The organism is Pseudomonadales bacterium, assembly GCA_024234615.1.
Classification (GTDB): domain Bacteria; phylum Pseudomonadota; class Gammaproteobacteria; order Pseudomonadales; family IMCC2047; genus JAJFKB01.
Map to the genome: position 1 here is coordinate 1498657 of JACKNY010000001.1, position 15098 is coordinate 1513754.

The 15098-nt window shown below is 45.0% G+C and carries 14 protein-coding genes; 7 read left to right on the forward strand and 7 right to left on the reverse strand.

Going from position 1 to position 15098, the window contains the following annotated elements:
* Positions 1 to 33 precede the first annotated feature (33 nt).
* The gene (locus H6995_06920) at positions 34 to 2190 is read left to right on the forward strand and encodes an EAL domain-containing protein (GenBank protein ID MCP5214720.1); all 2157 of its coding nucleotides are present in this window, start codon (positions 34 to 36) and stop codon (positions 2188 to 2190) included.
* Positions 2191 to 2228: 38 nt separating this feature from the next.
* Here the strand turns inward: H6995_06920 and H6995_06925 are convergent, their stop codons facing one another.
* The 4 genes from H6995_06925 to H6995_06940 all read right to left on the reverse strand — a co-directional run bounded on the left by H6995_06925 (position 2229) and on the right by H6995_06940 (position 6844).
* Positions 2229 to 3011: a TatD family hydrolase gene (locus H6995_06925; GenBank protein MCP5214721.1), complete on the reverse strand. Its 783-nt coding sequence runs from the start codon at positions 3009 to 3011 to the stop codon at positions 2229 to 2231.
* Between the two features lie 15 nt (positions 3012 to 3026).
* Positions 3027 to 4253, reverse strand: a complete 1227-nt coding sequence (locus tag H6995_06930) for an EAL domain-containing protein (protein ID MCP5214722.1) — start codon at positions 4251 to 4253, stop codon at positions 3027 to 3029.
* An 82-nt stretch (positions 4254 to 4335) separates the two neighbouring features.
* Complete coding sequence (locus H6995_06935) at positions 4336 to 6330, reverse strand: transglycosylase SLT domain-containing protein (protein MCP5214723.1); 1995 nt, start codon at positions 6328 to 6330, stop codon at positions 4336 to 4338.
* An 82-nt stretch (positions 6331 to 6412) separates the two neighbouring features.
* Complete coding sequence (locus H6995_06940) at positions 6413 to 6844, reverse strand: universal stress protein (GenBank protein ID MCP5214724.1); 432 nt, start codon at positions 6842 to 6844, stop codon at positions 6413 to 6415.
* Between the two features lie 152 nt (positions 6845 to 6996).
* Here H6995_06940 and H6995_06945 point away from each other — a divergent pair, with 152 nt between their 5' ends.
* The 5 genes from H6995_06945 to H6995_06965 all read left to right on the forward strand — a co-directional run bounded on the left by H6995_06945 (position 6997) and on the right by H6995_06965 (position 12178).
* Positions 6997 to 7470 (forward strand): hypothetical protein, encoded by a 474-nt coding sequence (locus H6995_06945; GenBank protein ID MCP5214725.1) that lies wholly within the window; start codon positions 6997 to 6999, stop codon positions 7468 to 7470.
* Positions 7471 to 7591: 121 nt separating this feature from the next.
* Entirely contained in the window at positions 7592 to 9736 is a 2145-nt protein-coding gene (gene fadB, locus H6995_06950) for a fatty acid oxidation complex subunit alpha FadB (GenBank protein MCP5214726.1), read from the forward strand.
* A 39-nt stretch (positions 9737 to 9775) separates the two neighbouring features.
* The gene (gene fadA, locus H6995_06955) at positions 9776 to 10951 is read left to right on the forward strand and encodes an acetyl-CoA C-acyltransferase FadA (GenBank protein MCP5214727.1); all 1176 of its coding nucleotides are present in this window, start codon (positions 9776 to 9778) and stop codon (positions 10949 to 10951) included.
* 110 nt (positions 10952 to 11061) lie between these two features.
* On the forward strand, positions 11062 to 11832 hold the full coding sequence (locus H6995_06960; GenBank protein ID MCP5214728.1) for a ferric reductase-like transmembrane domain-containing protein: 771 nt from the start codon (positions 11062 to 11064) through the stop codon (positions 11830 to 11832).
* Positions 11825 to 12178 (forward strand): cytochrome c3 family protein, encoded by a 354-nt coding sequence (locus tag H6995_06965; GenBank protein ID MCP5214729.1) that lies wholly within the window; start codon positions 11825 to 11827, stop codon positions 12176 to 12178. The genes H6995_06960 and H6995_06965 overlap by 8 nt, the downstream gene beginning before the upstream one ends.
* Here the strand turns inward: H6995_06965 and H6995_06970 are convergent.
* From H6995_06970 to H6995_06980, 3 genes are read right to left on the reverse strand one after another with little or no spacing between them, the layout of a single operon-like run.
* The gene (locus H6995_06970) at positions 12175 to 12462 is read right to left on the reverse strand and encodes a hypothetical protein (GenBank protein MCP5214730.1); all 288 of its coding nucleotides are present in this window, start codon (positions 12460 to 12462) and stop codon (positions 12175 to 12177) included. The genes H6995_06965 and H6995_06970 overlap by 4 nt on opposite strands.
* Positions 12463 to 12502: 40 nt before the next feature.
* Positions 12503 to 12937: a hypothetical protein gene (locus tag H6995_06975; GenBank protein MCP5214731.1), complete on the reverse strand. Its 435-nt coding sequence runs from the start codon at positions 12935 to 12937 to the stop codon at positions 12503 to 12505.
* A gap of 2 nt (positions 12938 to 12939) precedes the next feature.
* Positions 12940 to 13665, reverse strand: a complete 726-nt coding sequence (locus H6995_06980; protein ID MCP5214732.1) for an ABC transporter permease — start codon at positions 13663 to 13665, stop codon at positions 12940 to 12942.
* Between the two features lie 303 nt (positions 13666 to 13968).
* Here H6995_06980 and lpxD point away from each other — a divergent pair, with 303 nt between their 5' ends.
* On the forward strand, positions 13969 to 15027 hold the full coding sequence (gene lpxD, locus H6995_06985; protein ID MCP5214733.1) for a UDP-3-O-(3-hydroxymyristoyl)glucosamine N-acyltransferase: 1059 nt from the start codon (positions 13969 to 13971) through the stop codon (positions 15025 to 15027).
* The last annotated feature ends 71 nt before the right edge of the window (positions 15028 to 15098 follow it).

A 15098-nucleotide genomic window follows, 5' to 3' on the forward strand; every position in this document is an offset into this window, starting at 1 on the left:
ATTTGGCTTAAGACCAAATCAGATAGGAATACTATGAAGCAACTCGTAGAACCAACCATTTTACTCGTTGACGATGAACCCCGCATGCTGCAAAGCCTGCGGGATCTAATGGTGGCAAGTGGCTACAAAGTCGTTACTGCGTTAGGCGGGCAGGAAGCAGTAACGAGGTTAAAGACTTTATCGGTTGATCTGATGTTGCTTGACCTTAAAATGCCTGGCTTCAGCGGTCATCAGGTAATGGACTATCTTGATGAAAAAGGAATTGAAACAACCGTGATTGTCGTGAGCGGTGAAACGTCTTTTGACTCCATGTCACAGGTATTAAGACGTCGCGCTTATGACTATATTAAAAAGCCCTACGCGCCGGATGAGCTTTTACAAACGGTCGAGAATGCGCTAGATCAGCGTCGACTACAGCAGCAAAATCGGGAAATTTACAATAAGTTACAATCCTCTGAGAGACTCCATCGCTATATGGTGAACAGTTCGCCTGACATCGTCTATATGCTTGATGAGAAAGGCTGTTTTACCTTTGTGAATGATCGTATTGTCCAGCTTTTAGGCTATGTAAAAGAAGAGTTGATCGGCAAACATCATTCTGAAATTGTCTACTTCGAAGATATGGAGCAAGCTCGTTATGTTTTCAATGAGCGTCGTACCGACAATAGAGTACCGCGTAATGTGGAGTTGCGTCTTAAATGTAAAGATGCTGATCGCGCACCGAAACATTTTGAAACAAACACTATTCCAATAGAGCTTAGCGCAACGGGTATTTATAGTGAGGAACAGGGGGGAAATAGAGAATTTTTAGGGACTTACGGTGTTGCGCGCGATATGACCGAACGTAAAGAAGCGGAACGCACTATTAATTTTCAGGCCTACCACGATTTATTAACTCAATTGCCCAATCGTGCACTGTTTAAAGATCGATTAAATCTCGCCCTTGCGCAGACTAAACGCTCCGGGCAGCGGCTTGCTGTCATGTTTCTGGATTTGGACCGATTTAAATTGGTAAATGACACGCTAGGTCATATTTGCGGAGATGAGTTGCTACAGGCCGTTAGCCATAGGCTGCAAGATTGTTTGCGTGAAGGGGATACGCTGGCGCGCTTCGGTGGTGATGAGTTTACGTTGCTGTTGCCACAGATATACGGGCCGGAGGATGCTGAGGCAATTGCGAAAAAGATCATTACTAAAATGCGAGATCCATTTTTTATTGAGGGTCATGAGCTCTATGTCACTATTAGCATAGGAATTTCTATGTATCCGCATGATGGAACGACCATGGATGCCTTGGTTAAAAATGCGGATATCGCTATGTACTGTATAAAAGGCCGTGGTAGTAACGAATATCAGTTTTTTACAAATGATATGAATGAAGTGTCTGTACGCAGGTTGTCCCTGGAAAGAGACATGCGCAAGGCGCTGGATAACAACGAATTTGTCTTGCATTACCAACCTCAGGTTGATGCGGTAACGGGTAAAATCGTCGCAATGGAGGCGCTGGTGCGCTGGGAACAACCAGGGCGCGGTTTAATTTTACCCTCTGAATTTGTCGGTATTGCCGAGGAGACAGGGCTTATTTTACAAATTGGTGAGTGGGTAATGCGTACCGCCTGTGCAACTCTAAGAGCTTGGCAAAGCGCAGGTTTAATCGATATCCGGATGGCGGTTAATCTTTCCGCGCTACAGGTAGAACATAAGAATTTTGTTAACTTCATTATGGAAGTCATTAAAGAACACAGTTTGATAGGTGATAATCTAGAAGTTGAAATCACTGAAAATCTTATTATGCAAGATATGGAGAACACGATTAAAAAACTGGTGCAACTCAGTGATCGCGGTGTGAAAATTGCTATCGACGATTTTGGCACCGGCTACTCATCGCTGAGTTATTTGCAACGCCTCCCTATCCATACGCTGAAAATTGATCGTGCTTTTGTGCACGAAATAAAAAATGCTGATGATGAAACCTGTATTGTTAATGCCATTATCGCGATGGCGCGGGGGCTAAAATTAAATTTGATTGCCGAAGGCGTAGAAAACGAAACTCAAGTGGCTTATTTGCGTAATAAAGGTTGTGCTGAAATGCAGGGGTTCTTTTTCAGTCACCCACTACCCGAAACGGAAGCGAGGCGCTTGCTATTACAGCATCCATTCGAAAACTTAAAAATCATGAATGCTTGCTGATAAATTAGCATTTAAAATCAGATAGATAAATCAATAGTTTAATTATCTATATTAAAAAAAATTCTAGCTGTTTTGGTTGTCTTTTCGGCAATTTGATGAGCCGGCAAACTCAGACATTCCGATACTTTTTCCAACACAAATGGCAGATAAGCAGGCTCATTGCGACGTGATTTTGGCCGCGGCGACATATTGCGCGGTAGCAGGTAAGGAGCGTCACTTTCCAGCATTAATCGATTGAGCGGGACTTCTGTAATGATCGATTGAAGTTCCTCACCTCTGCGCTCATCGCAAATCCAACCGGTTATGCCTATGTGCAGGTCCAAGTCTAAATAGTCGAACAACTCCTCTTTACTGCCAGTAAAACAATGAAGCACTGCATTAGGCAACTGGTCTCGATAGGCTTTTATCATTGGATAGAAGGTGGCATGAGCATCGCGCTGATGCAAAAAAATGGGTAATTGCTTTTCGCAAGCGAGTTGTAATTGCTGTTCAAAAGCGTGCACTTGCGCAGTTTCTGAAGAAAAATTACGGTTAAAATCCAGTCCGGTTTCGCCTACGGCCTTCACCTGTTTATTTTCGAGAATCTGGCTCAGCTGGATTAATGTCTTGTTGCCAAAGGTGCTGGCATGGTGGGGATGTACACCTGCGGTGCAAAAACAGTTAGGGTGGATGCGAGATAGCTGAAGGGCATTCTCGCTATCTTCAACGCTGGATCCAGTGATGATGAGTGCCGTTAGACCAGCTTGCCAGGCTCGGTTTAATACTTGCTCGCGATCACTATCAAACGCTGAGCTGGTGAGGTTTACGCCAATATCGAGCATAGTATCGTTACAGACTTATTTTGACGACAACAGGGCATTGCTTGCATCCATAGACCAGCGCAAACTTTTTAGATAGGCGTCTTTTACATCTTCGATAGAAAGACCGTGTTTGGACATGCCTTGCCAGTCGATATCTCCCCAGCGACCCTGCTCGTAGGCAATGGAGAGCTGTAACACGATACCGAGAACGCCTTCTTGCGTTAATAATGCCTTGTTTATTTCATCGGATAAGGAGATGGAGGCAAGCAAGTCTTTCATGGGAGTATCAAAAAAGGCGTCAAGCATAGAAAACATGCCAACGGTAAAAAACAGGTCTTTTTGCTCGGCGCGAATTTTTTCACCTAAAAATTCGCACATTTTAGCCCGTAGCATGGTTTGTTCGTGCAAGGCATGGGGTTTATCATCCATGCTGGAAAGTGCTAATAGACTTGCCCAATGTTTTATATTTTTGGGACCGATGAGCAAAATCGCTCGATAAAGCGATTCAATTTTATTGAGCCGCCGAAAGGCGGCGGAATTTATCATGCGTAACAATTTAAAGCTTAAACTGGGATCACGAGAAATGGTTTTGTGTAAAACTTCAGGATTACTGGTTTCGGGTGATTGTAAATCGGATATCAGTTGCATCACGACCAACTTGTTTGCGGGCGTCACTCGACCTTTAACGATGACGGGCTTGGACAGAAAATAACCTTGAAAAAGGTCAAAGCCCAAGTCTTTACAACGATTATACATTTCCTGTGATTCAACTTTTTCAGCTAATAACTTAACGGGATGCTGTTTCAGAGTTTTTACTTGCGCCTCCAACTGCTGGTCAGAGAATGCTAGTACATCGACTTTAATAATGTCTGCCAGCGCTATCATTGGTAGCAGCCGAGACGCGTAGACAAAATCATCTAAAGCAATGGTATAGCCTAATTGACGAAGCTTTTTTAAGCCCTCGATGACTTCTGTATCAGGCTCAATATTTTCAAGCACTTCTACCACCACATCCGCACTACTGAAGGGCGGTGGCGTTAATATGAGGTTTCTGGTGAAGTTGATAAAGGCCTTATTATTTGCAACCAGATTTTGCATGCCTATTTCGGAAAAAGCATTAAGCATTACCAGCGAAGTTGCACTATCGCCATCAATTTCGCCTTTCAGTTGGTGATTTGCTCGAAAGAGTAGTTCATACGCAAAGATTTTTAGTCTCGTATCATAGATGGGTTGTCGGGCGAGCAGTGTGTCTTTTCTAGCCATGAGCCTATATAAATTCCTTGGATGATAAACCCCTGCGGGTTATTAAAATTCCTTAATTGAAGCTATGCGCTCTTGGCATTACTTAATTGGTTTTTGTTGCCGTTGCCGCCAATTGAGGCGATAGATTAGAGAGATATTGCGCTGTTGCCATTCGAAACCCTTCTTCTTGTCTTAACTTAGCAAAAATTACCGAATAGGCCAGGACATTTTTAACATATTGGCGGGTTTCGGCAAAGGGAATGCTTTCTATCCAAATATCAATTGGCTGATCACTGTTTTTCTTTAGCCATCCGCTGACACGATGAGGGCCGGCATTATAGGCGGCAGTCGCATAAATACTGTTACCCTTAAATTGAACCAACAAGTCTTTGAGGTATGCGCTGGCTAGCTCAATACTCTTCATCGGATTGAGAAGATCATAAGTCGAGCGGTACTTGATACCGTGGTTTTTACTTAAACTTTTTGCGGTCGACGGCATTATTTGCATTAATCCGCTAGCACCTTTTGGTGATTGAGCATCACTATTCATCGCGCTTTCCTGCCTGGCTATTGCTAGCAACCAGTTAACATCCAACTGACGGTCAGTGGCGGCATTGTCCATTGCTTCCTGGTACGCTAAAGGAAAGCGCAAGTTGAGATCATGCCATCTCTCAGCACTAATTGCGGATTGAATTGCTTGGCTGTTCCAACCCAATTGCTGTGCAAAGTATGCCGCTGCGTAATGTTGGTCAGCGTCATATGCTTTACTGGCCCAAACCCATTCGCGTCGAGCCTCTGTTGTATAGCCCAATAGAAATAATTCTTTCGCGCGCACCATTCCCGGACTTTGATTTAATTGCTCAATAAAATTGTTTTTCAACGAATAGCTCTGCGCGCTTAACTCATAGTCGATATTTAAATGATCAGCCGCGAGAAAACCATAATAATCACGGGTTTTTGCAAGCTGGGTGTATATTGCTTCACTGCTAATATCTTTTACCGTCGGAGTCGCATATTGCATGGCACGGCCATACCAATATTGCCACTGTGGCATTTGCTGAGATGGGGCGGGCAGTAAATCGATGAGCTGAATAACCGCTTCCCATCGTTGCTGACGAATCATCATTTCAACGCCAGCTTCAAGCAGAGCCGTATCATTGGGGTAGGGGTAGTCGGCTAAAGCCTGAGAAAAGGCGACGGTGTGGCCCTGTTTGGCAAGATTGAGAATAATGCTGTGGTTGACTTCTTGTTTGATGGCTACGCTGAAATTGAACTTTGCTCGGAATGCTTCCCACATTGAATGGCAAAGCAAAGCGTCCTTCCTGGCCAGCCGTTTAATACCATGGAGTAATATTTCTTCACTTTTAGCATCCAGTTCCTCAAAATTTTTACGCTGTAAGCGCTCAGGATAGAAATGGATTTCGCGATAAAGCTTCGCTTGCGCTTGTAATTCCGGTGACATATAGCGAATCAGATATCGTGCCAACTGGGTTTTTCTCGCCGCCATTGCCAGCGAGAATCGCCGCCAAGTTAATTCATCAGTTAAATACTGTTCGCGCCAGACTTTAAAAATAGGCTCACAGGCGTTCGGCTGAGAATACCCAACTAGCCATAATGGTTCGACTTTTGCTAGCGCCTCAGCGGTATCAAGCGTTTTGTATTCGGCCCAAAGAGCATAGCATTTCAACTCAACGCTGTTGATCTGATCATCGTAAAACGCCAGATATCGTTGCCATTGACCTCGTTTAGCCAGTGTGCGTAACCAGTAATGTTTAAGTTGTGGTGCGAGAGGAGTATTGGGGTGTTCGGCCAAAAACTCAGCAACACCCTGACTTGGCGTGTGACGCTTCATTTGGACACGAAGATAGGCATAATCGAGGTAGGGGTAGAGCGGATAGTCCTTGAGTTGTTCTCTAATCTGGTTGAATTGTTTTGTTTGACCTCTTTCTAACGCTTTCAGCGCCTCAACGTACTGGCTACGAGCATCGACCCAAGGGTCTTGCGTAATGGATGGCGAACTTGCATATAGCGTCTGAATGGGTAAATAGGAAAATATCAGCCCAATTACACAGACCCGCCACAGGCGATTACGCGTCATGTACAATTACCTCGGTGTTCAAGCAATAATGAAAAATTTGATAGTGATGTGCGTGGATGAAAAGCTCCTGACCTAGTTGGTGTCACCCCACACGAACAGCTAACACATCGCATTTTGCGCCATGTAGCACGCCATTTGCCGTGGAACCTAATAATAGCGACAGGCCACGACGCCCATGGCTACCAACAACAATGAGATCAACATCTTGTTCCTGTGCAATACGATGAATTTCATTTTGCGGCAAGCCGATAACCGTGTGCTGTCGTTCAGAGGGTATCAAGTAGGGCTCAGCGAACGTAATGAGTTTTTGTCGAGCATGTTCGTCAAGCTGGTCTTGAATGGCGGTCAAATCCATCGGAATATCACCACCGTATGCGAAGTTAATCGGCTCTATGACATGGATAATGCTTAATTTAGCACCAGTTTGTTGCGCTAGGGCGACCGCTTTATCCGCAATCGGCTTTGATTCCTCAGTAAGATCGACCGCAAGTAAAATATGCTGATAATTAGCCATAGGTTAAGACCCCTTATATTGTCATTGGTAGGCTTAAGATGAGTAACTCAGTTTTACCGCAATTTCTCAATAGCATAGCCCAAGCAGTATCTATATGATAGAAGGCAATTAAAAATTAGCGCCTGATCGTTGGCGTATTATAGGGCTTGCCAATGTCTATATTGGTCATTGTTTTGGCGGTTTGCCTAGTGTTAGGTTCCATGCTTTGGGTGCTGCCTTCCGCGAAAGAGCGGCAACAAATAGTGTTGCGCAGACAGGCTATGCGTATGGGTATTCAAGTGCAACTAAGTAAGCTGGAGGACCCGAGTAATCCTTTCGAGAAAATACACTGTGTTGCCTATCGTTTACCACACAGACAGGTTGAAAAAGGTGCTAAATCTTGGTTGCTTTATGGGAAAACGATTACGCGAAATCCTGAAATTGGGGGCTGGGGCTTTGGCGCGCGAGCACCCAGGCCGGAAACAAGGTATTTGGAAGGTTTGAAACCGTTGCTAGCACGTTTGCCAGAGGATGCGATTGCGCTTGAATTAACACCAGGAGCTGTCAGCGTTTATTGGCGTGAAAAAGGCCAGAGTGAAGATGTTGAAACTATATTCCAGGTATTAGAGTCTGTGCAGCAACTTTGATTAACTGACTTTATCAGCATTGACATATGTATTTAGATCGACCAAAGTTCCGCTTCACGGAATTTCAAAACAAAGGTAGTTAACGCGCCCTTTATTGCATGAAGTTTAATTGGAGTAAAAAATGATTTTTCAGGGTAATACCATTCAGGTCGAAAAAACGGACCAGGGTTTTGCCGAGCTGGTTCTCGATGCAAAAGAAAGCAAAGTCAACATACTCAATACAGGTGCGCTTCAGGAGCTACGTGCTGCTGTCGATGCCATTAAGAGTCAAGGTGATATCAAAGGCTTGTTAATAAGCAGTGCTAAGGATAGCTTTATTCTGGGTGCCGATATCAACGAATTTCTCACCAAATTTGCATTGCCGCATGAAGAACTACTGGCCAACCTCAATTTCACCCATAGCATTTTTAACGATATTGAAGATCTCCCCTATGCAACGGTCACCGCAATTAATGGTGAGGCACTAGGTGGCGGCTTTGAGCTTGCACTAAGCACAGATTTTCGAGTTATAGCGGACAATGCGAAGGTAGGGTTGCCTGAGGTTAATCTGGGAATTATTCCGGGTTTTGGCGGCTGTGTTCGTCTTTCACGATTAATCGGTGCTGAAAATGCCTTAGAGTGGATTACCTCAGGTAAATCGCAATCCGCAAATGCCGCCTTGCAAGTGGGCGTGGCGGATAGCGTGGTTAATGCCGCTCTATTACGTGAATCTGCGCTCGATCTGTTGCAACAATGTCATGCTGGAAAGCTGGATCAGCTTAGCAATCGGCAAGCAAAAAAGTCTCCCCTGACTTTACGTCCCATTGAGGGAACGATGGCCTTCGAATCCGCCAAAGGCATGATAATGAAACTGGCAGGGCCGCATTATCCAGCCCCCTTTGCGGCAATTGAGGCGATTGAAAAGTCGGCGCATATGGCGCGGGCTGAAGCATTGCAGGTTGAAGCCGCAACCCTTATTCAGGTCGCTAAAACGGATGTCTGTAAAGCGTTGGTTGGGTTGTTCCTCAATAGTCAGGCATTGAAAAAAATTGCTGGCACCGCGCTCCAGTTAGCGAAACCAGTTAAGCAAAGTGCTGTGCTTGGTGCTGGTATTATGGGTGGTGGTATAGCTTATCAATCCGCCTTAAAAGGAATCCCCGTGGTCATGCGTGACATTGCGGACAAGGCGCTGGATTTAGGCATTTCTGAGGCGACCAAGCAGCTTAACAAAAGTGTAGAAAAGGGCCGCTTGAAACCGGCAGAGATGGCAAAAATACTGGGTAGCATCAAACCCACGCTGGAAATGAGTGATATTAAAACGGTTGATGTCGTGGTTGAGGCTGTCGTAGAAAACCCCAAAATCAAATTGGCGGTTTTGGAGGAAGTGGAGAATACGGTCGGTGAAGGTGCCATAATCACCTCCAATACTTCAACGATCTCTATTGATTATCTGGCCACGGCTCTAAAAAATCCTGAACGCTTTTGCGGCATGCACTTTTTCAACCCGGTTCCATTAATGCCTTTGGTGGAAATTATCCGTGGTGAAAAAACAAGTGACGAAACTATTGCTACGGTGGTTGCCTATGCAACGGCTATCGGAAAAACACCCATAGTCGTTAATGATTGCCCTGGTTTTCTAGTAAACCGCGTACTGTTTCCTTATTTTCTAGGGTTTAATTTGCTGATTAGAGATGGCGCTGATTTTCGCCAAGTCGATAAAATAATGGAGCGTTTCGGTTGGCCAATGGGGCCGGCCTATTTGCAGGATGTGGTGGGTATTGATACTTGTCACCACTGCATTGATGTGATGGAAGAAGGTTTTCCAGAGCGTATGAAGTTTGCAGAAACCTCTATTCTTGATCTTCTTTATGAAGCCTCTCGCTATGGTCAGAAAAATGGCAAAGGTTTTTATCATTATGAACCGGATGCCAAAGGTCGCCCGGCAAAAACTTTTAATGAGGATATTCTCGGCTTCATCGGCAAAATTCAGCCACAAACGAAGGAGTTTAGTCAGGAAGAAGTTATTGCTCGCTTAATGGTTCCTATGTGTCTGGAAGTGGCGCGCTGTTTGGAGGAAGGTATTGTGGCCTCTGCTGCAGAAGCTGATATGGCGTTGATTATGGGCCTAGGTTTTCCAAAATTTAGGGGTGGGGCTTTACGTTATATCGATACTATCGGGGCAGATAAATTTTGTGCATTAGCCGATCAATACGCAGCATTGGGTAAGTTGTATGAAGTACCAAAAGGCTTAAGATTAATGAGCCAAAATGGAAGCAAATACTTTTAAAGCAAACTGAATTACAGGCCGATTAGACTGGAGGCAAGTATGAGTTTATCCCCACGAGATGCAGTTGTGATTGATTGCGCGCGCACCCCCATGGGACGTTCAAAAAATGGTGGTTTTCGGAACGTGCGGGCGGAGACCTTGTCTGCCAATCTGGTGAATGCTTTGCTGCAACGCCAACCTAATTTTGATCCTCATCTGATTGATGATCTGATCTGGGGCTGCGTTAACCAAACCCTGGAACAGGGTATTAACATTGGCCGCATGATCACTTTGTTAGCAAATTTGCCCCATAGCTGTCCCGGGCAAACCGTCAATCGACTCTGTGGCTCATCTATGGCAGCTTTGCATACTGCTGCACAGGCGATTCAGTCTGATAATGGCGATTGTTTTATTGTCGGCGGTGTTGAACATATGGGACATGTGCCGTTGGCGCACGGGGCAGATATTAGTCCCGCGTTAAATAAATATGTCGCCAAGGGCTCTGCCATGATGGGGCTCACTGCAGAACTGCTCGCGAAAATGCATAAAATTTCTCGCTCAGCCCAGGATGAATTTAGTCTTCGCTCCCATCTTCGTGCCCATCAGGCAGCAACCAATGGTGGCTTTCGTAATGAATTGGTTCCCATTGAGGGACATAATGCACAGGGCTTTAAAACATTGATAGAAGCGGATGAAGTTATCCGTGCTGATGCTAACCTTGAAGCTTTGGCACAGCTGAGACCGGCTTTCGACCCTGTCAATGGCACCGTCACTGCGGGTAGCTCGTCGGCACTTTCTGACGGCGCTTCTATCATGTTGGTGATGTCAGCCGCCAAAGCACAAGCACTGGGTTTGGAGCCTATAGCGAAGGTTCGAGCGATGGCTGTGGCCGGAATTGACCCAGCGATTATGGGTTACGGCCCGGTGCCGGCAACACAAAAAGCGCTGCACAAAGCTGGTTTAGATATGGCAGATATTGAAGTGATAGAGCTGAACGAGGCCTTTGCGGCGCAAGCACTTGCCGTGATTCAGGGTTTAGGATTAGCCGATGATTTTGATGAAAAAGTCAATCTGAATGGCGGGGCAATCGCATTGGGACATCCTTTAGGTTGTTCAGGGGCCAGAATTTGCGGCACCTTGTTAAATATTATGGAAAACCAAGATGCTACTCTTGGTCTGGCCACCATGTGTATCGGACTGGGGCAGGGAATAGCAACTATCTTCGAGCGCGTTTAAAAGATTTTCGCACTCTAAAATGGCCCCAAAAATACGGATAGGTATCCCAGTCGTAATAGAATACCTGCTTGGCGGCATCGAGTAATGATGTGCATCAGCCCAGGTTACCATTGAGAACAAACCTTTTCACGCGGCGCAGCAGGGTAGCCGAAAGCTCGATTAACCACCTGTTTTTGCGCCTTTGCCTTTATCTCGCGGCGCCCTTAATTCTGCTCTGGGGAATAGCGCCTCTGCCGACGGCAACTTTTCTTTGGGACTGGGCCAATGCAGTCGGTTATCTTGCCGCTGCATTGTTAATTTTACTTTTTCTCTATCGGGGTCAACCTCAGCCAGTTCCAGCTTTTAACGGTCGGTTTTTTATCAACTTGCACCGTGATCTGGGTTATTTGGCGTTAATTTTTACGGCTATCCACATTGGCGTCTTGTTGATTGACGAACCACTTTTAATAGAACACCTGAAACCAACAGCACCTTGGTATATGTTGTCTGGCTTAGTGGCTGCAATTTTACTCTTGGCGCTGGTATTTTCCTCCCTACCGAATCTACGTAAAGAAATTTGGCCTGATTACCGCATCTTTCGTCAGCGCCATTTACTCATTTCGCTGGGTGTTATTCTATTCCTGTTTATCCATCTCTTAGGCAGTCGATATTACATCAATAGTCTTTGGAAACAGTTACTGCTTATTCTGACCGGGTGCTCTGTACTGGTTCACTACGGGATAAATAGAAAACAGCCTAAATATTATGGTTCAAAGGAGATGCCACGAGAGAGAGGGAATACCTCGGCTTCGGTAATGCTAAGCTTTGGCATATCACTTGTGATGTTAATTGCGTCTCTTTTGTTGGTTTTGCTAACAGGTGTTTTAACGGCAAATGAGTAAGTTAACTCTGCTAGGTTTTGTCGGTTTGTTTGTTGCTGCTGTCTTACTTGGCTATTTCGCGTTAGGTTATCGTCCGGCCGCCATCCGGCAGCAGCCAATGCTGCCTGTCATTTTTAAACACATGGACCACAAAGAAGTTGCTTGCGCAAAATGTCATCACAACTTTACGGATGATACCGGTAGTGGCACTTGCTATTCATGTCATAAGTACAGCCCCGACATTAACCTGCATATGGAGGAAATGTTTCATGATTTCTGTCGCGATTGTCATCTAGAGGAAAGACACAAAGGAGAAAAAGCGGGGCCGCTGCGTAGCTGTGCGCAATGTCATGATCCAAAGCGCTAAGGGCGGCTTTCAATTAGTCCACTTTTAGATAAAGCAGTAAAGATCTTCCGGCTGGTTTTGGCGAGACGCTGCAGATCGCCAAAAGTAGGGATTTCACCTTGATTGAGTCGGTACTCCCAGCTTTGCAGTTCCATTTCCAGAAAATTCAACAATTTTTTTGAGCAGCCGTGGCATATACCAGAACAAAGTTCTGCTTCAGTGAGGTCGAATGGAATAGCTGCTCTGGCATCATTGATCATCTGCTGCATGGCTTGGTGAGTGCTGGGTTTGGTAGATTGGATCATAGCAGCGGGATATCAACTAAAGGAGTAATTAGGGTTGTTTCTATTTGAAGACTTTATTCTGCCAAAACACATAGCTACTGCCTAAGAGCCCAACAGCCAAAGAAAGATCGACGATACCGATGGTAACTAGCCAAACATATTTTCCTAAGGCGAAGTGCGAAGCAGTACTTCCCAAAATAATCATCAAAATTAAAAATAGCATAAATCCTGGTCTTAAAACCTGCCAAACTTTTGGTTGAGTCAGAGTCTCAATTCGGTTGAGATTACGTCGGCAGCTATTACTGAAAATAAAAATAATTTTCAGTAATCCAATGAGCAAACCTGCCGCAACGGCAACGCTTATGTTCAGAGTATCAGGTTGAATTTTACTGGCGGCAGTGAATAGCGCATAACTTTTTGCTAACAGCACTAGGCCGCCGCTAAGCCAGATGAAGATATAAAGTAGCTTTAAATTAAGAACGGTGATGCTGAGCATGGTTATTGCTGTACCTGATATTTGTCGTAAAGTGGTTTGATCCAGATAAGAAAACAAGCGGTAGTGACGGCCGACGATCCAAAAATCATGCACATCACCACAATTTGATAGCGCACGGCGATCAATGGCGATACCCCGGAAAGAATCTGTCCGGTCATCATGCCGGGCAGGGAAACTAAACCGACTGCAAACAGAGAGTTAACCACTGGAATTAATGAGGCTTGGAAGGCAATGTTACGGGCCTCTTGATAGGGGACATTGCGCGCTAGTTCAGCATAAAACCTCTCTGCGGCGAGGCTGACGCTGTTCATGGAGTTCGCAAAAATCATACCTGCCAGAGGGATCATATATTGGGGCCGATACCAGGGGTCGAGGTTGAGGACCGCCTGAGTTATTAGGGCTAAAGTCAACCCACCGCCGAGCATGATTGATGCAAAAGCTCGGGTGTATAAGCCACGCTGACGAGTCTTTACGGTACCCAGCGCGATCCAACTGGAGGCGAATACCATAACGGCCAGAATGACGAGGATGAATAGCGCACTATCGGATTCGAAGATGAAGGCTAAAAAATAACCGATCAAGAGTAGTTGAGCTAGCATTCTGACAACACCGTACAAGGCGTTAACAGCATTGAGCGACCATTTAACAAGAATTAATAGCGCAATTAATACCGGTGCAAATGAAATAGCGAGGTTAATCAAAGGAATGGTTTGAATGGAACTATTCATAGATATTTTGCGAAAGCGTTCTCTTGCGTTTCCTTATCATCAAAGTGTCGAAATCGGAATGGTATCAAAATAGTAAAACGCCATACTCGCTTAAATTACAAATCTAATCAACGCAGGAGTTTGTATAGTGAATTCCAACTATAAAGCTAATGCGAAAAAGCAATCAATCGCGTATATTTGTACAAAGTCGATTATCCATAAGTTTCTACGCTGCAGTAGCGGAGATTGCGTCATTTGATCGTTTATGAACCCAATTGAGGAGCGTGGCAAAGGTTCCTTAAACCAATATAGTGAGAATCTAATATGACGCTGGCAATGAAACTGTCGAGTATTCAGCAGGCTTTTCCAGAATTAATCACGGATCAACTTGGTGTTGATGCGGAAATCCAAAGGATTTTTTCTATTGAGGGCGCAGTCGCGGGTGATTTGGTTTTTGTCGCTTCGAAGGAATTTGTTGAACCCGCATTACATAGCGCAGCTCTCTGCGTTATTACAACAGAAGCATTAGCTTGTGATTTCTTATCTAAAAAAGGCGTTGGTGTCCTCATCGCTAAAAATGTATTGCTTGCACACGCCGTCATAAAACAAGCCTATTCTGACCGCGACTTCATCAACGAACAATGGGGCAAGATACATCCCTCTGCAATTATTCACCAATCCGCAGTCATTGGCGAAGATACCTTTATTTCACCTAACGTTACTATCGGGCAGAAAGTGGTTATCGGTAAGCGCACTCGCATTCTAGCGGGTGTTGTCATCGAAGAAGGCGCGCAGATCGGCGATGATTGCATCATCCACTCCAATGCGGTGATTGGTTACAATTGTGTCATTGAAAATGCTGTGGATATCGGTGCGGGTACGATTGTTGGCTCTGAGGGTTTTGGCTTCGCACAGGACGAAAACCGTAAAAGCTATCGCATTCCCCACACCGGAAATGTAGTGATTGAAACAGCGGTTCGTATTGGTGCAAATAATTGTATAGACCGAGCGACTTATAAAACGACACGTATCGGTGCTGGCACTAAAACCGACAACCTCTGTCATTTCGCCCATAATGTACAGATTGGCGAGAACTGCCTGTTAACCTCTATGTTCTGTATTGCGGGCACCAGCAAACTGGGGGACAGGGTCATGGCGAGTGGGCAAACAGGCATTATTGATCACGTTAATGTTTGTAGTGATACGGTATTGCTTCACCGCGCTGGAGTCACCAAAGACATTACTAAGCCTGGTTTTTACGCAGGCTTACCGCTACAACCCTTAAATCTCTACCTGAAGAATAATGCTCAGTTTCGAAAATTGCATGAGCTCTGTAAAAGCGTCAAAAAGAATATGCTGTCACTGGTTAAAGCACCTAGCTGACTTAATGCCCAACAGGAGCTTTGGTAAAGTTCGCTTTCAGCTTTAAAGATGAGAAGGAAGATACCGCTATC

Coding starts and splice junctions, on each gene's coding strand:
- H6995_06980 (MCP5214732.1), bottom strand. CDS start 13,665: ATGAATAGTTCCATTCAAACCATTCCTTTGATTAACCTCGCTATTTCA.
- H6995_06935 (MCP5214723.1), bottom strand. CDS start 6,330: ATGACGCGTAATCGCCTGTGGCGGGTCTGTGTAATTGGGCTGATATTT.
- H6995_06975 (MCP5214731.1), bottom strand. CDS start 12,937: ATGCTCAGCATCACCGTTCTTAATTTAAAGCTACTTTATATCTTCATC.
- H6995_06940 (MCP5214724.1), bottom strand. CDS start 6,844: ATGGCTAATTATCAGCATATTTTACTTGCGGTCGATCTTACTGAGGAA.
- H6995_06970 (MCP5214730.1), bottom strand. CDS start 12,462: ATGATCCAATCTACCAAACCCAGCACTCACCAAGCCATGCAGCAGATG.
- H6995_06920 (MCP5214720.1), top strand. CDS start 34: ATGAAGCAACTCGTAGAACCAACCATTTTACTCGTTGACGATGAACCC.
- fadA (MCP5214727.1), top strand. CDS start 9,776: ATGAGTTTATCCCCACGAGATGCAGTTGTGATTGATTGCGCGCGCACC.
- H6995_06930 (MCP5214722.1), bottom strand. CDS start 4,253: ATGGCTAGAAAAGACACACTGCTCGCCCGACAACCCATCTATGATACG.
- H6995_06965 (MCP5214729.1), top strand. CDS start 11,825: ATGAGTAAGTTAACTCTGCTAGGTTTTGTCGGTTTGTTTGTTGCTGCT.
- H6995_06945 (MCP5214725.1), top strand. CDS start 6,997: ATGTCTATATTGGTCATTGTTTTGGCGGTTTGCCTAGTGTTAGGTTCC.
- H6995_06925 (MCP5214721.1), bottom strand. CDS start 3,011: ATGCTCGATATTGGCGTAAACCTCACCAGCTCAGCGTTTGATAGTGAT.
- fadB (MCP5214726.1), top strand. CDS start 7,592: ATGATTTTTCAGGGTAATACCATTCAGGTCGAAAAAACGGACCAGGGT.
- lpxD (MCP5214733.1), top strand. CDS start 13,969: ATGACGCTGGCAATGAAACTGTCGAGTATTCAGCAGGCTTTTCCAGAA.